This is a genomic window from Shewanella sp. 10N.286.54.B9 (genome assembly GCF_041468565.1).
Taxonomy (GTDB): Bacteria; Pseudomonadota; Gammaproteobacteria; order Enterobacterales; family Shewanellaceae; genus Shewanella.
In genome coordinates, this window is record NZ_JBFRIY010000033.1 from 16,642 (window position 1) to 39,515 (window position 22,874).

23 protein-coding genes are annotated in these 22,874 nt (G+C 42.4%); 10 read left to right on the forward strand and 13 right to left on the reverse strand.

Translation table 11 applies throughout. The features are described 5' to 3' along the window. Positions 1–3: 3 nt before the first annotated feature. Complete coding sequence (locus AB4135_RS11620; RefSeq protein WP_371993001.1) at positions 4–786, reverse strand: hypothetical protein; 783 nt, start codon at positions 784–786, stop codon at positions 4–6. 183 nt (positions 787–969) lie between these two features. Beyond that, a complete protein-coding gene (locus AB4135_RS11625) occupies positions 970–1,434 on the reverse strand; it encodes a DUF4402 domain-containing protein (protein WP_371993003.1) in 465 nt (154 codons plus the stop codon). Between the two features lie 512 nt (positions 1,435–1,946). Between AB4135_RS11625 and AB4135_RS11630 the strand changes: the two genes are divergently transcribed. Further along, positions 1,947–2,435, forward strand: a complete 489-nt coding sequence (locus tag AB4135_RS11630) for a hypothetical protein (protein WP_371993005.1) — start codon at positions 1,947–1,949, stop codon at positions 2,433–2,435. A 29-nt stretch (positions 2,436–2,464) separates the two neighbouring features. On the opposite strand, the gene ruvB is transcribed toward AB4135_RS11630, so the two are convergent. The 6 genes from ruvB to AB4135_RS11660 form a co-directional block, all read right to left on the reverse strand. After that, positions 2,465–3,475 carry a Holliday junction branch migration DNA helicase RuvB gene (gene ruvB, locus AB4135_RS11635; RefSeq protein WP_371993007.1) on the reverse strand — a complete coding sequence of 337 codons (1,011 nt, stop codon included), beginning with the start codon at positions 3,473–3,475 and terminating at the stop codon, positions 2,465–2,467. Between the two features lie 9 nt (positions 3,476–3,484). Continuing rightward, on the reverse strand, positions 3,485–4,102 hold the full coding sequence (gene ruvA / locus AB4135_RS11640; RefSeq protein ID WP_371993009.1) for a Holliday junction branch migration protein RuvA: 618 nt from the start codon (positions 4,100–4,102) through the stop codon (positions 3,485–3,487). Then, a complete protein-coding gene (ruvC, locus tag AB4135_RS11645; protein WP_020912458.1) occupies positions 4,099–4,620 on the reverse strand; it encodes a crossover junction endodeoxyribonuclease RuvC in 522 nt (173 codons plus the stop codon). Before ruvC ends, ruvA begins: the two co-directional genes overlap by 4 nt. Positions 4,621–4,625: 5 nt before the next feature. After that, complete coding sequence (locus tag AB4135_RS11650) at positions 4,626–5,369, reverse strand: YebC/PmpR family DNA-binding transcriptional regulator (protein ID WP_371993011.1); 744 nt, start codon at positions 5,367–5,369, stop codon at positions 4,626–4,628. 108 nt (positions 5,370–5,477) lie between these two features. Beyond that, positions 5,478–7,259 carry an aspartate--tRNA ligase gene (gene aspS, locus AB4135_RS11655; protein WP_371993013.1) on the reverse strand — a complete coding sequence of 594 codons (1,782 nt, stop codon included), beginning with the start codon at positions 7,257–7,259 and terminating at the stop codon, positions 5,478–5,480. Between the two features lie 161 nt (positions 7,260–7,420). Next, positions 7,421–10,243: a transporter substrate-binding domain-containing protein gene (locus AB4135_RS11660; RefSeq protein WP_371993015.1), complete on the reverse strand. Its 2,823-nt coding sequence runs from the start codon at positions 10,241–10,243 to the stop codon at positions 7,421–7,423. A gap of 151 nt (positions 10,244–10,394) precedes the next feature. On the opposite strand from AB4135_RS11660, the gene cmoA reads away from it, so the two are divergent. Genes cmoA through AB4135_RS11700 form a run of 8 tightly spaced genes read left to right on the forward strand, consistent with a single transcriptional unit; the run spans position 10,395 to position 18,990 of the window. After that, positions 10,395–11,126: a carboxy-S-adenosyl-L-methionine synthase CmoA gene (gene cmoA, locus AB4135_RS11665; protein ID WP_371993017.1), complete on the forward strand. Its 732-nt coding sequence runs from the start codon at positions 10,395–10,397 to the stop codon at positions 11,124–11,126. Next, a complete protein-coding gene (gene cmoB, locus AB4135_RS11670) occupies positions 11,123–12,115 on the forward strand; it encodes a tRNA 5-methoxyuridine(34)/uridine 5-oxyacetic acid(34) synthase CmoB (RefSeq protein ID WP_371993019.1) in 993 nt (330 codons plus the stop codon). The genes cmoA and cmoB overlap by 4 nt, the downstream gene beginning before the upstream one ends. Before the next feature lie 21 nt (positions 12,116–12,136). Further along, positions 12,137–12,886 (forward strand): ATP-dependent zinc protease, encoded by a 750-nt coding sequence (locus AB4135_RS11675; protein ID WP_371993021.1) that lies wholly within the window; start codon positions 12,137–12,139, stop codon positions 12,884–12,886. A gap of 15 nt (positions 12,887–12,901) precedes the next feature. Continuing rightward, positions 12,902–14,407 carry a UUP1 family membrane protein gene (locus AB4135_RS11680; RefSeq protein WP_371993023.1) on the forward strand — a complete coding sequence of 502 codons (1,506 nt, stop codon included), beginning with the start codon at positions 12,902–12,904 and terminating at the stop codon, positions 14,405–14,407. 1 nt (position 14,408) lies between these two features. Continuing rightward, on the forward strand, positions 14,409–15,359 hold the full coding sequence (locus AB4135_RS11685; RefSeq protein WP_371993024.1) for an alpha-L-glutamate ligase-like protein: 951 nt from the start codon (positions 14,409–14,411) through the stop codon (positions 15,357–15,359). Beyond that, on the forward strand, positions 15,328–17,070 hold the full coding sequence (locus AB4135_RS11690; RefSeq protein WP_371993026.1) for a M3 family metallopeptidase: 1,743 nt from the start codon (positions 15,328–15,330) through the stop codon (positions 17,068–17,070). Before AB4135_RS11685 ends, AB4135_RS11690 begins: the two co-directional genes overlap by 32 nt. Further along, positions 17,015–18,091 (forward strand): DUF3541 domain-containing protein, encoded by a 1,077-nt coding sequence (locus AB4135_RS11695; protein WP_371993028.1) that lies wholly within the window; start codon positions 17,015–17,017, stop codon positions 18,089–18,091. Before AB4135_RS11690 ends, AB4135_RS11695 begins: the two co-directional genes overlap by 56 nt. Beyond that, a complete protein-coding gene (locus AB4135_RS11700; RefSeq protein WP_371993030.1) occupies positions 18,091–18,990 on the forward strand; it encodes a LysR family transcriptional regulator in 900 nt (299 codons plus the stop codon). Before AB4135_RS11695 ends, AB4135_RS11700 begins: the two co-directional genes overlap by 1 nt. Before the next feature lie 37 nt (positions 18,991–19,027). Here AB4135_RS11700 and AB4135_RS11705 read toward each other — a convergent pair whose 3' ends face one another. Next, positions 19,028–19,288, reverse strand: coding sequence for a chemotaxis protein (locus AB4135_RS11705; RefSeq protein ID WP_371993032.1), 261 nt, complete (start codon positions 19,286–19,288; stop codon positions 19,028–19,030). A 581-nt stretch (positions 19,289–19,869) separates the two neighbouring features. Between AB4135_RS11705 and AB4135_RS11710 the strand changes: the two genes are divergently transcribed. Further along, positions 19,870–20,235 carry a two-component system response regulator gene (locus AB4135_RS11710; RefSeq protein WP_248975401.1) on the forward strand — a complete coding sequence of 122 codons (366 nt, stop codon included), beginning with the start codon at positions 19,870–19,872 and terminating at the stop codon, positions 20,233–20,235. Between the two features lie 6 nt (positions 20,236–20,241). Here the strand turns inward: AB4135_RS11710 and AB4135_RS11715 are convergent, their stop codons facing one another. The 4 genes from AB4135_RS11715 to thiS all read right to left on the reverse strand — a co-directional run bounded on the left by AB4135_RS11715 (position 20,242) and on the right by thiS (position 22,868). Beyond that, on the reverse strand, positions 20,242–20,685 hold the full coding sequence (locus AB4135_RS11715) for a GNAT family N-acetyltransferase (RefSeq protein ID WP_371993034.1): 444 nt from the start codon (positions 20,683–20,685) through the stop codon (positions 20,242–20,244). A gap of 66 nt (positions 20,686–20,751) precedes the next feature. Beyond that, on the reverse strand, positions 20,752–21,861 hold the full coding sequence (gene thiH / locus AB4135_RS11720; RefSeq protein WP_371993036.1) for a 2-iminoacetate synthase ThiH: 1,110 nt from the start codon (positions 21,859–21,861) through the stop codon (positions 20,752–20,754). Positions 21,862–21,897: 36 nt separating this feature from the next. Further along, positions 21,898–22,662, reverse strand: coding sequence for a thiazole synthase (locus AB4135_RS11725; RefSeq protein ID WP_371993038.1), 765 nt, complete (start codon positions 22,660–22,662; stop codon positions 21,898–21,900). Positions 22,663–22,664: 2 nt separating this feature from the next. Continuing rightward, positions 22,665–22,868, reverse strand: coding sequence for a sulfur carrier protein ThiS (thiS, locus tag AB4135_RS11730; RefSeq protein ID WP_371993039.1), 204 nt, complete (start codon positions 22,866–22,868; stop codon positions 22,665–22,667). Positions 22,869–22,874: the final 6 nt, after the last annotated feature.

Consider the following 22,874-nt stretch of genomic DNA (forward strand, 5'->3'; position numbering starts at 1 on the left):
AGATTATAGCGCTAGGTTCACCGTGACAGTCTTTGGTTTATTAAGCTTGTTATTTTCTGTATAGCGAACCTGTAACTGCGCGTCTGCGGCAACGCTCTGAACGAGCGGAATTGAAAAGGTGCGTTCAGTTAGTTCTGTATAAATAGCTATATTCTTAGATACGCCAACTAACTGGTTAGTTGCGATATCAAAAACTTCTAAATCGCCATAAGTACTTCTCTCACCATTTCTTTGTAGCGTCACCTGGACAGTATGACGACCAGCATCGATGACGCTATCAGCAATTGTCAGTTCACTATCTAATTCTCCGACTCTTAATATTACAGGCACAGAGATTTTTAAAAATGCTGAAATTCTCAAACTGAGGACATCGGATTGTACTTTATTGGACTCACTTTTTACTGGTGCCAGTGGGATCTGATGAAAAACCATATAGCTGCGATACTCGCCAGTTTTGATTGATTTAGGTACCCTTGCCGCTAAGCGCACTTTAACAGCTTGCTCAGGCTCAATATTGACCCGACGAGGTGAGTAACGCACGAATTTTGATAAAGAGAATTTATTAACATCTTTTTCTAAGGTGACGAACTCCCCAGAGTCTAACATCTGCTTATCTTCGAAGTAGATATTATACCGTGACGGTTGTTCGCTACGATTGATAAGAGAAAACACCGCACTACGATTCTTTTGGTTATCGAGCTCTACTCGGGTTGGATTAACTAATAGGTTGGCTGAAACTTGAAATGACAGCAATGCCACAATGCAGCCTAGATATACTTTGTTCATAATACGCCCAGCTAATTGCGAGGTTTTACCTCATTATTGTTCTTGGTTTAGCTTACTTCGAGCAAATAAATTTTAGCATATTAGTCTGAAAATAAATGGTTTTTTATTTCATAAAGAAAGAAAACAGGGTCATTACCTAGTTTCTTTCTTGTATGAGACATTAATATGCTAATTAAACTTATATTAGTAATTAACAGAGACTGTGTAGCTTATAGATTCCGAACCAGCTACTGCGCTAGCTGCAACAATAGCTAGAGAGCCACCAACGTCAACAGTTCCAGCATTTCCAGATAGAGTTACAATGTTTGAAGACAACTCAGGTGTAAGTGTCACTCCTGCAACATCGTTAGTTGCAGCAATAGTAACATTCACATCACCGTCAGAACCCGTAATATCAAAACTTCCGACAGCTTGTGTGGCACCACCTGCAACACAGATATCACCGCCAGCAACCCCTGCAGCACTAAACGAACAAGTACCATCAACAGTAATATCTATATCGCCTAACTCAAGATCGGCAGTTTTTGTTACTGTGATTGGTTGAAGCAAATTAAATGTTGCAGTACCTGTAGCGTCAGCAGCATTGGCTTGTGTTGATAGTAAAAGAGATGATGCGATCAAAGATGAAAGGAGTATTTTTTTATTCATTATGTTGTTCCCATTGTAGCGCAAGAAATTATCATTAATTTTAGGTAGAGCCTAAGCACTTGTTTAGCAGCACTTTAATTAGCTCGAAAACGAAAGATAACAACTTCGTTACATTTAGCAACATTTTTTAAACCTTAAAGGTTTCGGTGGTATTGAAATTAATTCGTTGGTGTTTATTACCCTTAAATAAACTACGGTTTAGCGGAAGCGCTTTCAGATATTAAACACCGCACTACGCACCACTAGCAGTTGAATACACCTAAACCACCAACCTCAAAAACATTTAACACTACAGAGGATTTAACGTTCTGTTTATTAGTAATAACCTTAAGAAATATCTAATAACCAATAGCACTAAGCCTTTAGTCTAATAAAACGTGATTTTTCACTGAAACAACGACTAAACGTAACGACTTATAATGCTTAACTACTACAAACTTAGCCCCTGTAGATAATTCTATTGTTGTTGAAAACTGTTCAGGTTAACCTAACTCTAAAAAAGGGGGAATATAATGTTGAGCCTCAAAAGAATGATAGTCCTGTTAAACATACACTTGCTGCTGATAGCAGCCGTCTCCGCAACCAGTGAAGCTGCGATTACGATTACTGAGTTACAGCCAATAAAATACCCTTCCACCGTCAAAAACCAGAGTCAGTCGACAATTGTACTCGTCAATTGGAAAGGGAACCTTGGTAATGCGACAAACGCCACACTGCTCGACAATGATTACTATGAAGGCAGATACTTAGTCAGTTCAGACTCTAACCTCCCTATTACTATTGAGTTCTTTCAATTGGCTAATGAAAGTAAAGTGAACTTAAAAACACTGCGAGTAAGATACAAGAACAAAACTTATAAGAGTTTTCCAACTGTCGGCCTAGATAATCCAGGCGCAGATGGCGAGATTATAGCGATTGGAGCAAAAGTCGTAGCGGGGAAAAATGCCACTGCGGGTGATAAAAACCCACAATATATTTTGAGGATTGAGGAGCAACAGTAAAACGATTGCTCCTCTAATGAAACATGGGCTTACTTGGCTTCAGGCTGAATAAGATTAAAGTGATTGTATGCACGTTGGGTCGCGATGCGACCGCGCGGTGTCCGCTGCACAAAGCCTTGTTGAATTAAAAAAGGCTCTAATACATCCTCAATGGTTTCACGCTCTTCGCCAATAGCAGCTGCTAAGTTATCTAGGCCTACAGGCCCACCCATAAACTTATCAATAATGGCTAACAGCAATTTGCGATCCATATAGTCAAACCCTTCGGCATCGACATCTAACATATCCAAAGCCAATTCAGCCACGACTTTAGTCACTGCACCACTATGTTTAACTTCAGCAAAATCTCGTACTCTGCGCAATAAGCGGTTGGCGATCCGTGGTGTCCCGCGGGAGCGTCGAGCTATCTCTACTGCGCCCTCTTGGTCTATCGCTAAATCCATCACCTTTGCCGAGCGAATAACAATCGTCGATAGGTCTTTAACGTTATAGAACTCTAACCGCAGTGGGATACCAAAACGTGCTCGCAGTGGTGAAGTTAATGAACCGGCACGGGTTGTGGCACCAACCAGAGTAAATGGCGGTAAGTCTAACTTAATTGAGCGAGCAGCAGGTCCTTCACCGATCATGATATCAAGTTGATAATCTTCCATTGCTGGATAGAGGATCTCTTCAACGACTGGGCTTAAACGGTGGATTTCATCGATAAACAACACATCATTTTCTTCAAGATTGGTTAATAACGCAGCCAAATCACCCGCTTTTTCTAAAACAGGCCCAGAGGTAGACTTGATATTAACCCCCATCTCATTAGCAACAATCATTGCCAGTGTTGTTTTCCCCAGACCTGGAGGACCATAAATAAGCATATGATCTAGCGCTTCACCGCGTTTTTGCGCCGCTTCAATAAATATTTTTAATTGCGCTCGAGTGTCATCTTGACCCGTATACTCATCCAACAATTTTGGACGCATCGCTCTGTCGACAACTTCATCAGGTTCGATGACTTGTGGTTGTATTAGTCTGTCAGCTTCAATCATTGGTTATCCTTAAAGCATCGACTTAAGTGCTGATTTAATCAGCGATTCAGAATCAATTCCATCGATATAAACAGCAGATACGGCTTTACTGGCCTGCGCAGGTTTATAACCAAGCGACAATAAAGCAGCAATGGCATCTTCTTCGGCTGTATTGGCAACAACGGGAGCAGTATAGTTGGACTGCAACATAAACTCTCGCTCAGAGCCAACCGATGCTTCCATCAAACTTTTGAGTTTATCGCGCATTTCTACCAGTAAACGCTCGGCGGTTTTCTTACCGACACCAGGAAGTTTAACCAAAGTGGCAATATCGTCTCTCTCTACACAAGCGACAAATTCCCCTGCTGTCATACCAGACAGTATTGTTAACGCTAACTTGGGCCCAACGCCATTGGTTTTAATCAATAAACGAAACAGTGCACGCTCTTGCTTTGAGATAAAGCCGTATAAAAGCTGTGCGTCTTCTCGAACAACAAAATGGGTAAAAACTACAGCCTCAAAGCCGATTTCAGGTAACTCATAAAAGCTAGTTAATGGCATTTGGATTTCGTAGCCAACACCTGCAACATCAATAAGCACTTCAGGTGCTTGCTTTTCAACAAGTAAACCTCGTATCCGACCAATCATTTATATCTTCCGTATGTTCTAGAGTTGGCTCTACCGCCCATGGCCGCTAAGCTTTGATTTGTATGGTAATGGCACACAGCGACCCCTAATGCGTCGGCGGCATCTGCCTGCGGAGCACTGGGTAGCTTTAACAGTTGCTGGATCATATGCTGCACTTGACTCTTTTGTGCCCGCCCTGTCCCAACTACTGCACTTTTTATTTGTGTAGCACTATATTCTGCAACCGGCAAATTGGCGGCAGTTGCTGCGACAATAGCAGCCCCGCGAGCTTGGCCCAGTTTCAATGCTGAATCAGCATTTTTAGCCATGAAAACTCGCTCAATGGCAAATTCATCAGGTTGATACTGCCTGATAATTTCAGATAGACCGTCAAAAATTTGCTTTAATCTAAGTGGTAATTCATCAGAACTGGTTCTTATACAACCGCTACCGACATAAACCTGTTGCCTGCCAACACAGTTGATGACTCCATAGCCGGTGATCCTCGAGCCTGGATCGACGCCCAAAATAATGGCCATAAGATCTATTCCAAGCCTGCCATCACTTCATCTGAAATATCAGCATTATGATAAACTTCTTGCACGTCATCGTGATCTTCAAGGTTATCGATTAATCGCAAAAACTTAGGGGCTGTACTGGCATCTAATTCAGCTTTAGTTGACGGTAACATTGTCACTTCAGCATTAACAGCTTCAAGTCCTGCTGCATCTAATGCATCTTTGACTGCGCCAAAGTCTTCTGGAGTGGTAAACACATCAATAGCGTTATCTTCATGAGCAACAACATCATCCGCGCCTGCCTCTAACGCCGCGTCCATCACCGTATCTTCATCTACGTTTTGATAAGAAATAATGCCTTTTTTATCAAAAAGGTAAGCAACGGAGCCGTCAGTACCTAGATTGCCGCCTGATTTGCTAAACGCATTTCTTACGCCAGACACTGTGCGGTTTTTATTATCGGTCATGGTTTCAACTAAAACAGCTGTGCCACCAGGGCCGTAACCTTCATAGATAATAGTCTCTAATACTTGACCATCGAGTTCTCCCGCACCACGTTTAATCGCACGCTCTACTGTGTCACGGGTCATATTGTTTGATAGAGATTTATCTATAGCAGCACGGAGTCTTGGGTTTGAGTCAGGATCTGAACCACCTTCTCGAGCGGCTACAGTAAGCTCACGAATAAACTTTGTAAAAAGCTTACCTCGCTTTGCATCTTGCGCGGCTTTGCGGTGCTTAATATTATCCCACTTACTATGACCAGCCATGTTTATCTCCTACATTCGATGCTTAAGTAAACCACTTTGCTATTTTGTAGTTTGCCAAAATTATCCGAAAAAAAAGCCGAGTCTTAACTCGGCTCTTATTACTTGTTGTTATTCGCCGTCTTTCACTTCAGGCTCTATAACACTGACCCCAAGTTCAACTAACTGCACTGGATTGGCAAAGCCTGGTGCATTTGTAAGCGGACAGGCCGCCGTCGTTGTTTTAGGGAAAGCCATCACATCACGAATTGAACTTGCGCCCGTCATCAACATGATAATACGGTCTAAACCAAATGCGAGTCCTGCATGAGGTGGCGTGCCGTAACGTAGCGCTTCGAGTAGGAAACCAAACTTTTCATTGGCTTCTTCGTCATTAATCCCAAGAATTCTAAATACTGCAGACTGCATTTCGCTATTATGGATACGCACTGAACCACCACCCAGCTCACAACCATTTAATACCATATCGTAGGCATCTGAAATAGCTGCTGTTGGGTTAGCTTCTAGTTCTGCTGGAGTCATATTACTTGGTGCTGTAAATGGATGGTGCATTGCGTGCAAACCACCATCAGAGGTACGCTCGAACATTGGGAAGTCAACAACCCAAAGTGGCTTCCAGTCACCTTTAAGCAGGTCAAAATCTTCACCCGCTTTAAGACGTAATGCCCCCATAGCTTCAGCAACAACGTTGGCTTTATCGGCACCAAATAGAATGACATCGCCAGTTTGTGCACCAGTACGTTCAAGTAACGCTTTAACCACGTCTTCAGTTAAGAACTTAAGCACTGGAGATTGGATCCCTTCCATGCCTTTATCAAGATCATTAACTTTCATCCATGCTAAGCCTTTAGCACCATAAATGGTCACGTACTTGGCGTATTCATCAAGTTGCTTACGCGATAGCTTAGCGCCACCAGGAATGCTTAATACTGCTACGCGCCCTTCAGGGTCGTTTGCAGGACCATTAAATACGGCAAACTCGACCTCTTTGACCAAATCAGCAATGTCAATCAGCTCAAGCGGGTTACGTAGATCTGGCTTGTCCGAACCAAAACGACGCATCGCTTCAGCAAAGGTCATTCTTGGGAACTCACCCAGATCAACATTGAGTAACTCTTTAAATAGACCACGAGTCATCTCTTCTGTCTTAGCCATAACCTGCTCAGAGGTCATGAAAGAGGTTTCGATATCTATTTGAGTAAATTCTGGCTGACGATCAGCGCGTAAATCTTCGTCACGGAAACACTTTACAATTTGGTAGTAACGGTCAAAACCAGACATCATCAACAGCTGCTTAAATAGCTGTGGAGACTGAGGTAGCGCAAAAAACTGACCTTTATAAGTACGGCTTGGCACTAAGTAATCGCGGGCACCTTCAGGTGTGGCTTTGGTCAAAATAGGCGTTTCGATGTCTAGGAAGCCGTTGCCATCAAGAAAACGTCTTACAGCACTGGTCACTTTTGAACGGAAAACAATACGGTCAGCCATTTCTGGACGACGCAGATCTAAATAGCGATACTTCAGACGCTGCTCTTCAGTGTTGTGCTGGTTCTTGTCCATATTGATTGGAAGCGGTGCAGAACTATTTAATATTGTCAGTTCAAGACCAAGAATTTCAATTTCACCCGTTCGCATATCAGCGTTGACTTGGCTGTCTGGTCTTGCTCTTACAAGGCCTTTAATTTGAACACAGAACTCACTACGCAAGCTGCTTGCGACTTCAAACACTTCAGGAAGGTCTGGATCATAGACAACTTGAACAATTCCTTCTCTATCACGCATATCGAGAAAAACCACGCCGCCTAAATCTCGGCTACGATTAACCCAACCCACTAGGGTTACTTCTTGACCAACGTGAGACTTATTAACGTCTCCACAATAATGACTGCGCATTTAGATCTTTCCTTTATTCCACAAACGATGTTTGTAGTTCTGGTTCAAAACAAGACAAAAGCGGCATTATAGAGGTATATTGCCGTTTCCGAAATAACTTATCGACTAGTCGGTTAAGTATCAGTCAATTTTAAATAAAAATGAATAGATTTAACCCGACGTTACTGTTGCTGCGAATTTCTCGATGATTTCCCGCCGCCATTTTTAGCACGGTACATATGGGAATCAGCGGTTTTGAGCAATGTATCGACACTGTCGCCATCTGCAGGGTATATTGCAATCCCCATACTCGCGGAGGCAGACAAGCTTAACTCATCGATGATGAACGATTTAGCTAAGCATTGCAGTAATAACTCAGCGACATTGTTAACCGCAGCCATCGACTCGACCTGATTAAGAATAACAATAAATTCATCACCACCTAATCGACCTACAGTATCAGAGCGCCTGACCGAAGCGGCCAATGCTGCACTTACAGCAACAAGATAATCATCACCCACATGGTGGCCATATGCATCATTAATGGCTTTAAAACCATCGAGATCAATAAAAATAACCGCAAACTGTGACATTTCACGACTATGAATTAATATCGCTTGCTCTAATCTTTCCTCAATCATAGAACGATTAGGAAGCTTGGTTAAACTGTCGTGCTTGGCAAACTGTGCCATTTTATTTTCAGCTTCAATCCTTAAGGCGACCTCTTTTCTTAGACGTCTATTTGCTAATAACGCCATCACGACAAAGATAGCTAAGGCACAAAATACCAGAATACTAACTCGTAACCTATTCTCGAAATCTTCACGGCCAAATTCAATGGTTTGCGAGACCCATTTATGGTGGATCTCTTGTTGCTGTTCCCGATCAATTGTAGAAATTACGCCATTTATATAGGGTAATAGAGATTGCTTATTGTTGTTAATGCCAATATGGCTACGCTGCTCAGCAAAGTCGACTAACATAGACATTTTTAAGTTAGAAAAATGACCTTTTTTAAGGCCAGAGCTTAAATTCATTACTTTATCGATAAAGACATCCGCTTTGCCCTCTTCGACAGAATTAAGTCCGGCGTGACTATTGGGAACCAGCACCAACTTTAAAGTCGGGTACTCCCGCATAAGATCTGCAACGATGTGATAGCCTTCCACAACGGCGAGTCGTAACCCTTTAAGTTCTGATAAGCTAAATATATTTACGCTGTCTAGCGAAGTCACAACGCCCCAAGGAGAGGGCCAATACGGAAGTGAAAAAACCAAATCTGTTTCACGTTCTGTGGTTGCAGCAATACTACCAGACATATCAATATCGCCCTTTAGCAAAGCATCTAGCAATGCTTGCCAATCACTAAATTCAATGTATTCGAATTTTAACCCCAGTTCGCTGCCAATGATGCTAAAGATTTCACTGTTAATTCCTGCGTATTGGCCCTGTGTATTTTTATACTCCATAGGCGCCCAGTTATTAACAAAGCCAACTTTTAGCTTCCCTAGGCTTTTTATCATGGCACGTTGCTTAGCGTTTAATAGTAATAGCTCTTTGGTCGCTGAATAGATCCGATCTTGTGGGTTCAAAATCCACTTGGCTTCGATTGCAGCTAACTCTGCTGATGTCATCGAGTTAAAACCTGTCGCGATGCGTTCAGAGAATCCAAGGTCGTTGCCTCTATTTAGGGCATACAAGTCCGTTTTAAAATGCAGTATTGGAAATGGGTAAAAATCCTCCCAGCGCTGTTTCAACAACAAGTAATGTTGGGTCCAAGCAGATGCAGCGACAAAACCGTCAATTTCACCAGACTCGGTTGCTTGAATCATATCTTCTACATTTGAAAGATAGCGAAAATCCGAATCAGGTAGCGCTTCTATCAACTCGCTTAAATAGGGCGAGGTTGGAGCAACAGCAAATACCTTGCCTTTCATCTCAGCCATTGTCTTATACTGTTTTTTATAGGTGAATAATCGACTGCTAACTTGATAAATAAGATGTGCCCGATTAAGGCCTGATTTCATCGATTCGCTTTCTGGGTAGCCAAGTTGTACATCCGCGGTGCCCTTTTTGACATTATCTATTGCTTGCTTCATATCACCAGCGATAAACCTTACTGGCAAGCCCGTTTTATCCGACCACAGCTTCCAAATATCAACCAGCAGTCCATGTGGTAAGCCATTAGGGCCCAGATCAGCATAAGGCTCAACACCAGTTTGCATAGCGATGATCACTTCATTTTGACCACGTTGGATCCCCAACCACTTTCGCTTAATCCCATTAAGCTCCGCTTGTTCTATTTGGTTAAACCCCTGCATGATAGGGTGCAATATAGAGGCGTTCCCCTTTTTAACCACAGGGTAGAAAGATAACTCATCAAGCTTTATTCGACTCTTAAACGGGAATGACATCAGCATCTCTTGGCTAACTTTGCTCTCTTGTAGATAGCCCTCTAGTCCAACAAAAACATAAATTTCGTTGGCTTTTACCGCGTCAATAAGTTGCTTGCGAGTGTCATAATAAGCAAATGACACATTCGTTAGTTTCTGCTGCAATAATTCGATATGTGCAGCACCCTTAACAACCCCGATTCTATATGGGCTCATCTGTGAGAGCTCTTTTGCGTTAGCAAGGGTTTTATTTATGTAGAGGTAGCTTTGGACTTTACTAATCGATTGTGCAAAATCAAAAGCGTTACGCCGAGATAAGGTATTAGCCATCCCCATGTGGATATCGGTTAAACCATTTTCGACATCTTTCAAAGACTGCTGCCAATTTGCAGGTTTAAATTCAATATTACGTTGGTTTGTCTTCGCCCAAAGCAACCAGTAATCTACCAGTAAACCGCTTGCAACACCGCTTTCATCAACAAATTGAAATGGGTAAGAATCGTTACTCATCGATATCAACAATGGTCTGTTGTTATCATATTGAGCCGAAAACACTGGATAGGTATAAAAGAGTGATAAAACAATCAGCAACACGTAAGCGTTATATTTCAATTACAATCCCTATAAAAGGTCAAACATCTGTAAATAATTTGTATTAATAAGGCTATTAGACAAAATTTTATCAGGAATTTCCAGTACTAGTCTTGCTGGTAACGGATATGTTTAGCTAGAATAAAGAGTTGAACTCCCACTATTTGATCACATGAAATCTTCACAAGACGACTTATACGCGAAACCTTACCAACAAGTCAGCGACTTTCAGTTCGATAATAAAGTTGCTGGAGTGTTTAATGATATGATCCGTCGTTCGGTACCGGGCTATGGGCAAATCATTAATACTATTGGAGATTTGGCACAAAAATATGCAACTCCAAACAGCAAAATATATGATCTTGGCTGTTCATTAGGCGCCGCGACTTTAAGTGTACGTCGCCGAGTAGAGGGCCGTAATTGCCAGATTATCGCCGTTGATAATAGTGAATCTATGGTTGAGCGCTGTAAAGAGAACTTGTCAGCCTACGTCAGTGAAACACCTGTTAAGTTAGTTTGTGGTGATATCCGTGATATTGAAATTGAAAATGCATCGTTAGTGATCCTCAATTTTACCATGCAATTTTTAGCGCCTGAACATAGACAAAGTTTACTCAAAAAAATCTACGATGGTTTACTGCCAGGTGGTTTATTGGTGCTTTCAGAGAAACTTTATTTCGAGCAAGACCAAATACAATCGACATTAGATGATTTACATCTCGATTTCAAAAGGGCAAATGGTTACAGTGAGTTAGAGATAAGCCAAAAAAGAAGCTCACTCGAGCACGTCATGAAGCCTGACACGCTTCAACAACATGAATTACGAATAAAGCAGCAGGGATTTAGCCAATTTAGTGTTTGGTTCCAATGTTTTAACTTTGCATCTATGGTGGCAATTAAGTGATAAGTTTTAGTTCTTTTTATAAACAAATTTCAGACTCTAGCTTACAACATTGGCTAGAAACGCTACCGGCTATTTTAGGCCAGTGGCAGCGTGAGCATAAGCATGGCTCGCTTCCTAAATGGGAAAAAGTACTTAATAAATTACACTACCCACAGCCCGACACTGTCGATTTTAAGACCAGTGTTACCATAGGTTCTGGTAAGCAACTCAGTGCAGGTGAACGCGAAAAACTCGAAAACTTGCTCGCTATATTCAAGCCTTGGCGTAAAGGCCCCTACTCTATTCATGGTGTTGAAATAGACACCGAATGGCGTTCAGATTGGAAATGGGAGCGCATTGCGCCACATATTTCTCCTTTAGCAAATCGTACAGTGCTAGATGTTGGCTGCGGTAGCGGTTATCACATGTGGCGTATGCTGGGAGATGGCGCTAAACATGTGGTCGGAATCGATCCTTCACCGATGTTCATGTGCCAGTTTGAAGCCGTAAAAAGAATCGCAGGTAATGAGCACCCTATTCACTTCCTACCTTTAGGTATTGAAGAACTGCCGCCACTTGACGCATTTGACACCGTTTTCTCGATGGGGGTGCTTTATCATCGCCGTTCTCCTATCGATCATCTCATTCAGCTAAGAGATCAATTAAGAACTGGTGGGGAACTCGTTTTAGAAACCTTGGTCATAGACGGCGACGAGAATACTGTTCTTGTGCCAGAAGATCGCTATGGAAAAATGAACAATGTGTGGTTTTTACCCTCAGTAAAAGCGCTGATGTTATGGCTTAAAAAGAGTGATTTTATCAACATCCGCTGTGTAGATGTTGATGTCACCTCTCTAGCAGAGCAAAGAAGTACTCATTGGATGCCTAATGAGTCATTAGTTGATTATTTAGATCCTAATGATGTTAGCCTTACCGTTGAAGGTTATCCCGCTCCAAAGAGAGCAACTATAATCGCAACCAAGAACCAACCAAATAAAGATTTAATCTAGCCGATAGTAATGGGAAGCACTATGTTTAAGCAGATAATTTGTATCGCCGCCATCGCAACCGTAATCACTGGTTGTGCATCAACTAAAGATGCAAACAAACCCGTACCTGTTGATGCAACTGTGCTAGAAGCCAGTTTAAACCAACAAGAAACTAATATTGTTAATGCAATTGATTCTTGCAAACAGACACAAACCGCAAGCATGGCAACGTTATCGGCTCAGTTAGAGCAGCTCAATGCACAAGTCGCTACGCTAAAGAAAGACAACACTGCCGTCGTGCCGGTTATCACTCCAGCACAATGCCCTCCTTCTCCGCTGCAAGGTAAGTTTATTCTAGGCGCAGTTGAAAATGTCTTCGTTGATGAATTAAAAGCCAGCTTTAATACACGCATCGATACCGGTGCAGAATCGTCGTCGCTCGATGCTCACAATATTATTTTGTTTGAACGTGATGGTAGCCAGTGGGTGCGTTTTGACGTATTTACCAACGGTGCAAAGCAACCAGCACAAACATTCGAATCAAAAGTTGAACGCTTTGTAAGAATCAAAGAAGCGGATGATAAAACCGACAGACGTCCAGTTATCCATGCCCACCTAGAGATAGGTAAATATAAAGCGGAAACAGACCTTAATCTAACTGATCGTAGTCATTTAGAATTCCCGTTATTGCTGGGACGCAAATTTATGCAAGACATCGCCGTGGTAGATGTAGGTCAGACCTTCATTCACGGTAAGAAGAAAGGCGGCAGCGCATCGTCTGCTTCTAAATAATAGGAACTAATACTAATGCATTCAAGAAAGCCTTTTTATATTTTGGTTGCTCTGCTCTTTATTGCAGGGATCTCTGCAAGCGTTTATCGCGGCATTGAGCATAGCGTGCCATTTTTACCCGGTAAACAAGTGCAGAGCTGGGCAGTAGACGCTAAAGTCAGCTTTCAAGGTACATCGGAACCCGCTGAAGTCTCTTTCTCTTTACCAGAAGATCCAGCTTATGAGATCTTAGTGGAAAACGCCACTTCACCTGGTTATGGTTTGACTATCACCAACAATAAGGCTGATCGTCGCGCAGTATGGTCTATTCGAAGTGCGTCAGGCCGCCAAGATCTGTATTATAAAGTCACATTGATCCCAACGGGGCAAACACAATTGCTCACAGACGTTGAACCAGATGCACCAACAGCATACATGTGGCCTGCAACTGAAAGCGCTGCAGCTGCACAGGCTGCAGAAGAAGTTTGGGCAAAAAGTGCAACTAACCTTTCGTTCGCACAACAACTCAATAAAGATCTCAATGCAGAAGAGCGTAGCCAGAATATTGAACTCCTTCTAGCGGGTAATTCACCAAGTAAGCTGTTTATCAGAATGCTGCACAGCAAGGGCATTCCGGCTCAAGAAGTCAGCGGTTTATTCCTTGAAGATCAACGCCGCAGACAACAGCTGTCAACATTTGTTGAAGTCTATAATGACGGTGAATGGCATCTATTTAATCCTGCAAATGGTAGCCAAGGAAGACCCGACAATCTATTGTTGTGGGATCGCTCAGGAAAGTCAGTTCTCGACGTCATTGGTGGGGTAAACTCTCAAGTTAACTTCTCTATGTTGCAAGATACTCGCTCAGCGCTCGCTACCGCGATCGATGTAATGAAAAATGACAATGCATTAGACTTTTCATTGTATCAATTACCACTTGAAGAGCAGAGCCTGTTTAAGGGCATTTTACTGATCCCAATCGGGGTTTTGATGGTGGTATTTTTACGAGTACTAATCGGTATTAAAACCTCTGGTACCTTTATGCCAGTGCTTATTGCGTTGGCGTTTATACAAACGACTCTTTTTACTGGCCTAATAGGCTTCCTGTTGATTGTTGCCTTCGGCCTGATGATCCGCTCATACCTGTCTGAGCTCAACCTGTTGCTCATATCCAGGATCTCGGCGGTCATTATCGTGGTTATCGGCATTATTGGCTTGTTTACTCTACTCTCATATAAATTTGGCTTAAGCGAAGGGCTAACAATTACCTTCTTCCCAATGATCATCTTAGCTTGGACAATTGAAAGAATGTCTATTCTGTGGGAAGAGGAAGGCGCCAAAGAAGTTGTTATTCAAGGTGGCGGCAGTCTATTCGTTGCGACATTGGCGTACCTAGCGATGAGTGCGACTTGGGTACAACATTGGGTGTTTAACTTCTTAGGGATCCACCTAGTCATTTTGGCGCTGGTACTATTGATGGGCCAATACACAGGTTACCGCTTGCTTGAGCTAAAACGCTTTAAGCCTCTGGCTGGAGAATAATATGTTTCTCGCAAACCCTTCAGCACTTGCCCGAGGCGGTATTTTGGGTATGAACAAACGTAATATCGACTATATTGGCCGATATAACCCGCGTAAGTTCTATAAACGAGTCGATGATAAGCTAACGACAAAACAGTTAGCGCTTGCCAATGATATTGCCGTACCCGATCTTATTGGTACGGTTATAGAACAACATGAAATTGGTGAGATACCAGCAATGGTTAATGACAAAGATGGTTTCGTCATTAAGCCTTCAAAAGGTTCTGGCGGTAAAGGGATCTTAGTTGTCACAAAGGTAGAAAATGGTCGTTATTACAAGCCAAATGGCCAAGAAGTTACCCCTTCAGAAGTTTACCGCCATGTCTCTAACGTGCTTAGTGGGCTGTTCTCTCTAGGTGGCAATCCAGACGTCGCCATTGTAGAGGGGCTAATACAGTTTGATCCTGTATTTGATGGCTATTCCTATGAAGGAGTGCCAGACATTCGGCTTATTGTGTTTAAAGGTTTCCCAATTATGGGGATGATCCGTTTATCCACTGCAGCATCTGACGGTAAAGCGAATCTACACCAAGGGGCTGTTGGAGTGGGTGTTGACATAGCGACCGGTAAGGGACTGCATGCTGTGCAGTTTGATACACCGATAGCTTTACATCCCGACACTCAAAAAGAGCTAACAGCGATTCAAGTTCCACAATGGGACACATTGTTACATACGGCATCTAAAGCTTATGAAATGTCAGAACTTGGCTACTTGGGAACCGATATGGTACTCGACAAATATAAAGGGCCATTATTACTTGAGCTAAATGCTCGACCAGGCTTGGCGATTCAAATCGCCAATGGCCGAGGGATTTTAGGTAATTTACGCCATGTTGAGCAGATGAAAAATCATAATATGTCAGTTGAAGAACGTGTGGCATATGCAAAAATACATTTTAGTGCTACCAGCTAAATTAAAAATACACCTTGTAGGACTCTTTATTGTCCTTACAAGTTTGGTCAATACGGCAGCTTATGCTGCCGTATCTCCAATCCCTCTCTTAGTGGAGCAATGTCTTCGCTTCGATTTTCCAACGCTAGCCATCGACCCAAGCTTAGATAGCAAGAGCAATGCAATAACCCTTGAACGGCAGCTTATTGGCTTTTTCAATATCAATGACCGTATTAAGTATTATCGCCACTTCCCGCTTTCTTATGCTGATAGGGAGCTGCTATTGCAGTGCCAACTCTACCTTGCTGATGAGCTGGCACTTTACTTAGATTCAGTCCCTTTCCAATCGATACAGTTTAGCCTTGCTAAAAACCAACAACCACAGATAAGTGCACTGCTAACACGGATAAATCACTTATCAAAGAGCAGTATGTCCCCGAAACTCAAAGCACAACTGCATACAGCTCAAGCCGCCTTTAAACAAGAGATAAGCTCGCAAGCACTTAGCTTAAATATTTCCGACTCAAGCTGCCAAATCTCTAAGCCTAGTACTGATCCAGTAATCAAAAATTTTAACGGTTCATTGGCCAGTTACTTGATTAAACAGGCCGATGAGCAATGTAGAAAACGAGTCTGGCAAGCATATCAAGCTCGAGCCTCTGGCAAGAATATGCTCGCGTTAGCAACTATTAGACAACTTAGACAGCAACAAGCTATGCAGGCAGGTTTTGCTAGTTACAGTGAATACCTATTACAGCGGCAGATGCTGCACTCTCCTGAGTTAGTTGAGCAATTTTTAATGACTCAAACTAATAATATTGCCATTGCACCTTGGAATATCGGCAACGAACTTGCCAATGCTCCGGCGACAAAGGTCAGCAGCATGGATTCTACAAAGTGGCTATTTGCGGTCGAAAAAGAGTTGCTGGCCCTTGAAGTTCGTTTCGATTGGATTAATAACAAAACAATACGGCTATGGCATAGAAACCGCCTTCTAGGCGACATTTATTTATCTGAAAGTAAAAAAGTTACGGTAAAACCAATAAGACAGTTGGTGGTTGGACAACAATTTGGCCAAATTGAGTTGTCATTCCCTACCGAGCTTGCTAAATATCAGCAGCAAAAACAAGCGATAAAAGCTATCTCAACCGCAATCACAAAGTTAGCTAAAGGGCAGCAATTTTACTTACTCAATACCATAAGCGAAACAAACGATAGCAGTAACTTGGATGCGCTATGGTTAGAAAACTGGCTAGCAGATAGAATGCTTCCACTGGTAAAAGACGGCTCTCGTGAAGCCGTTTTACAACTATACTCAGAACAACTTAATGTTTTTAGAGCTAAAATTGCGGTAAACCTATATAGAGCGCATCAACAAAAAAATTCATTTGATCCTCATCAGCAATTTTATCTTAGTTTTGGTAAATACTGGGATAAGACCGCAGACGCACCTTACACATTTAGCGCTATTGTTTACCAGGGACCGCTTTACTACCAAAAGTTATGGCAACAGAAAGTAGCAGAGTATATTTATCAGTCCACCAAAAACTGCCAAGACCAAGCTGCCGTTTTTGATACGTTAGTTGTTAATGAGGCATCAAATAGCATTGAAACAGTTCTAACAATGCTTGTAGGTTTACCCATTAACGCCGATTCACTTATAAAAAGGATTCAACATGGCTTCGATGCTCAGAATAAGCACAGTAGCAGCTGCACTTTTTTGCGCCAGTAGTATTGCCGCGCCAACAGTCACTGAAGCAGAAAACGCTGAAGTCTATCATGCTATAAAAGCAAATCTTGAAAAGCACCTGTTTGAGCTACCGCCACGTATTCAAGGTCATTATGGTATTCGGCAATACCGTATGACTGGCGATGTAAAATACGCTAACGCCGCATTAGTCGACCTTTATGCAGTTACTGAGGCACAAGCTTTTTACGCTTGTAATCTGGATAAGAAAGATTTTATTAGCAATGAAGCTAATAAGGCTATCTCTGTATTAGGAAAAGGTCCTCGTGCCAAAGCACGTAAAAAAGCATTAAAGCCATTTCCTGAGTTTATTTTCTATACCGATGTGTTATTACGTTACTCCAGTCGCATTGATGAATTTGATTTAACCGGTCCTTGTCATGAGCAGCTAATTGAAACGCTAAAAAAAGCTGATTTGAAAACTGGCCTAACAGATAAAGCCATGATTGAAACTTGGGCTGCTCAGTTGATTAACTATGTTTACTGGGCTAAGCAAATTGGCGTTGGAGATTACTTAGCTGACTACAAAACGGCCTTCATTGGAGTTTATCCTGATAGCAAAGACAGTGAGCTAGATAAAAAGCAATACCGAAACAAACTCTACGGTATGACTCATTTTATATTCGCAGCCAGTGAGTATTACCAACATAATGTTGATGCTAAAGAGTTCGCCTGGATATTAGATCATTTTGAGCAAAATATTGATCGGATTTTAAAAGACGCCACAGATGATATCATTGCAGAGGTCGGTATTAGCTTTCTATTAGCTGGGCAAGCAGATAACCCGGTCGTGGCCAAAACCCAGCAGCATATCGTCAACGCGTTCAACAAAAAAGAGCAGATCATCCCTTCACCACGCGGTAATCCAGATCTCGTCATGGGTGAACATCGAAACGTGTTAGCAATGATGTTGCTGGATTGGCCTGAGAAACTTCACCGAGGCCCTCACCTTGCAGAGCTAAAAGCAACCAAGAAGTACCTGCCAAAACAGGTGAAAGCTAAGTAATGGACAGAGCAAAATCAACATTAGAGCAGTGGCGAATTATCCAAGCTGTAGTCGATTATGGTGGCTATGCCCAAGCAGCAGAAAAGTTGAACAAAAGCCAATCTTCACTTAATCATGCTGTCGCTAAGCTTCAATTTCAGTTGGGAGTTCAGTTGCTTGAGGTCAAAGGCCGAAAAGCCTACCTCACAGAATGCGGCGAAGTGTTGCTTCGTCGTTCTCGGCACATAACCCAATCGGTGTCTGAATTAGAGTTGTTGGCCAATAACCTGGAAACAGGCTGGGAACCGTCACTAACAATCGCCCGCGAGATCATCTATCCAATGGATGATCTCGTTGATGTCCTCAGCCGCTTCTATCCCGTAAGCCGTGGTACAAGAGTCACTGTGCTTGATACCGTCTTAACAGGAACGGCGGAACTTATCCGTAACGAAACGGTTGATATTGCTATTTGTGGGGGGCCACCGCCTAAGGGATATTTAGCCGAGCCGTTAGTGGACATCAACTTTAGTCTTGTATGCCACTCTAACCACCCATTAGCTCAGTACGATGTCATCGAAGAAGACCAAACACTTGCCCAACATTTGCAGCTTGTGATCAAAGATACCTCCCAAGGTCCTAATGCAGATCTAGGCTGGCTTAAGGCAGAGCAGCGTTGGACCGTCGCAAATTTTCACGAAGCCATCGTGATATTAAAAAAGGGCTTAGGCTTTTGCTGGGTACCAGAAGCTTTAGTGAAAAGTGCGATTGAAAGTGGTGAGTTGAAAAAGCTCAACTTAAAAGGGTCAACAAAACGCAAAGCTACACTTAGCTTAGTGATCCCCAACCGTGATAAACAAGGTCCTGCAAGTGAAGTGATAGAGCGATTATTTAAAACTCATCATCAAGTTGAAACCACTTAACCAAGGCCAAGGCGCTCGCAAGAGCGTTTTTCTATTACTAGACTTTGATATTAATGATTGTGCCAATCATCTCAGAAGAAGCTTCAATGACTTCAGCCGATGCTTCGGCATGATGGACAGCCTGAGTGGCATTGATAAGCGCGGTATTTATATCTGCGCTACTATCGCCAACACTTGCACTTGTTGTCGCTACAGCGGACTGACTTGAACTAGCAACATCCACAGTTGCTTGGGTTAAATCAGACTGCGCACTTTGAAAGCCATTGTGTCCTGAAATAATACTAGGAGGTATTTGCATAACAGCGCTCAATTGGAATAAGTACTTAGATTATCAAGTAACGTATTAAAAATGTACAGTGATTATCAACATAATTAACGGTTCCAATAAGTTAACCAACTATACTCATATAGACATTCATCGACGTTAACAGTGCTTTATGACTAGCTCTCAAATTGTAGTAACTTATACCAATTGCATTAGTATTTGACCCGTTCAGCGCCCCTCAATCTTTTCAATTCAAAGCGTATTGGTAAAGAAATGGTTATTCCCTTTTAAGCCATTACAAAGCAGAAGTGGAAAGACTGACGGGCTCACGCAGTACGGCTAAGGTAAAAAATTGGCAAAACACTGAATGGTCAAACTTTTCATGCAGTTGGTATTACATATAGTTGACCGTTCAGCACGAGTACAAGTAGATTAGTGTAGTATTTCGCATATTTAGCTAAATGCCCTAAAAATAAAGGGCTGTCACACTGATGATCTAGCTATAAAAAACGAGTTATTTAGCCACTTAAGCCCTTTTAAAATTAGCCACTAACAGATTAAAATGATACGGTAAAAACTAAATCATTAGATATGAAATAAAGGTAAATCTGACTATGGAAAAACCCAAAATATTAGTGATTGATGACGACCCAATCTGCTCAAGCCTTTTACTGTCAATATTAGGTGATGATTATCATGTCACCACAGCTAATTCAGGCATTCAAACCACAGAACTTGCCACCAGTTTGCAACCAAACTGTATTTTCCTCGACATCATGATGCCAGATAAAAATGGTTATCAAGTGCTAAAAGACATCAAGGATAATGACTTAACTCGTGCGATCCCAGTCATTATTATTAGTAGCTTAAATGAAAATTCAGATGAAAACTTAGCGTTAAGGTTAGGCGCTCAAGATTATATCTTTAAGCCCATCACCCCTGCTGATGTTTACAGCAAATTAAAAAAACACCTTGGCTAAAGTCATTTAAGCAACTGGTAGGCTATATGAAAAGTACTCCGTATCTTTAATAAAACCAATCTTTTCATACAATGCTTGCGCGGCGTAATTATCAATAGCGGTACCGAGGTCAATTCGTACAGAGTGAGTACATTTAGCTAACCCTATAACGTTTTCAATCAGCTTATTCGCGATACCTTGCTGCCGATGTGATGCACAGATAAATAGGTCGTTAAGAACGATCACTCTTGCTAATGAAACAGAAGAAAACGTGTGATAATTAAGCACAAACCCAACGGGTTCATTATCGCTATAGGCAATAAAGACTGTCGCTTCTCCATTACCCAAACGCTCTTTTAAATAGTCACGATACTTAGTTGGTGCAGAAGCTTGCTTATAAAACACCATGTATTGATCAAACAAAGGCACTAAGTCATCGAGTTTATCAATTGAGATCTTTTCTATATTCACTCTGTTTCCCTTTTATCCGCTAACAATAATTTACACATTTATCTTAGTATCAGCCCAACCTACTTTTTACTTCCACCCCATCTCCCAGTCTTTCCACACAGGGTTTAAGCCTCGAACACTCATTGCTGTAGCGACTTCCATCGGAGTACGCTCGTCACTTATTTCAAACTGATCGAGCTGAGAGTTGGGTTCATCATAGCCACCAGGTTGTGTTGAACTACCAGCGCTGACATTGGTTACACCAAGTGCGAACAGATTATCACGCAGCGCAGGACTTTCACGGGTAGATAAACTAATTTCAAGTTGTTGATTAAACAATCTAAAAGCACAAATCATCTGCACTAATCCTTTATCGGTCAACTCAACCTTAGGCGGTACGCCACCAGTGCAGGGGCGTAAACGGGGTAATGAGATGCTATAACGACTGCGCCAATAGTGCTTTTCTAAATAGGCTAAATGGTGACCCATTAGCAGAGCATCTAAGCGCCAATCATCGAGACCGAGTAAAACGCCTAAGCCAATCTTATCGACCCCAGCTCTAGCGACTCGCTCTGGGGACTCTAATCGATAACTAAAATCTTTCTTCTTGCCACGGGTGTGGTGGTTAGCATAGGTGACTGGATTGTAGGTTTCTTGGTAAAGCATTACCGCATCAAGTCCATCTTCAATCAAAGATTGGTAATCTGTTTGCTCAAGCGGCTGTACCTCTATCGCAACATGACTAAACTGCTGTTTTACCAACGGTAACATCTGCTTAAAATAGTCCATACCAACTTTGGTTTCATGCTCACCGGAGACTAACAATATCGAGTCATAGCCCATTTTCTTGACCAGAGAGAGCTCTTTAAGTAACTCCTTTTCAGACAAAGTCTTACGCTTAAGCTTATTACTCATGGTAAAACCACAGTAGTCACACTCATTGGCACATAAGTTCGATAAATAGAGCGGAATATACATGCCAAGGCTCGCGCCAAATCGTTGTCTGGTAAGTGCTACAGAACGCTGCGCCATCTGTTCTAGATATGGCTCAGCTGCTGGCGATAGCAATGCCAGTAAACTCGATAAATTGCCCTCAGGATTTTGCAGTGCTTGCTCTACATCCTGTTTAGTCGTTGAATACAAAGATATCTGTAATTCACTACGTGACAGCTTTTTGAACTCATCGACAAAACTCATGATGCTACCTTCTGGCTAGCTTGGGTATATAAGCGGCTAAACATTCAGAAAACCCGTTAATGGACTGGTATTATTTGCCTGTTTGCTGACACTTCCTAAGCCGGCATTAAATGCAGCTCGGCCAGTATCTACGGCTTGTGCAAAACATTGACCCATAGCAACGGGATCGGCACTGCTCGCAATCGCAGTGTTAACCAGTACCGCATCAGCGCCCAGTTCCATCGCGCTAGTCGCTTGTGATGGCGCGCCAATTCCAGCATCAATCACTACTGGCACTTGTGACTGCTCAATGATGATCTTTAAAAACGGCTCTGTTGCTAAACCTTGATTTGAGCCTATAGGGCTTCCTAGTGGCATCACTGCGGCGCAACCGACCTCTTCTAAGCGTCGACACAAGACGGGATCAGCGTGGACATAGGGCAGCACCACATAGCCCTGCTCACACAAAATCCGTGCAGCGGCCAATGTTTCGATAGGATCGGGCATCAGGTATTTTGGATCAGGATGGATCTCAAGTTTTATCCAATTAGTCCCCAGCATCTCTCGAGATAAATGCGCTGCAAAAACGGCCTCTTTAACATTGCGAGCACCAGCTGTGTTTGGCAGTAATTTTACCCCACGCTGTTGCAGTGGCTTTAAAATATTATCGCTGCCCGTTTTAAGATCAAGCCGCTTAACCGCTAGTGTGACAAGCTCCGAACTTGAAGCGCTAATCGCCGCGAGCATCGTCTTTTCATCAGCAAATTTACCTGTGCCTGTAAACAGTCTAGAGCTAAACTCAGTATCACCAATTTTCAACATCACTAACCTCCAGCGACAACGGAAAAAACTTCTAGCGTGTCATCTTGCTGGCACATGATATGCGGCCAACGACTTCTTGGTACAACTTCAGAATTGAGTACTAAAGCTACGCCGTTTTCAGCGATGGTTTGACCCTGTAATACATCAGTTAAAGATGATCCAGTAGCGATATTCATCGCTTCATCATTTAAAAAAATGCTAATCATTTCTCA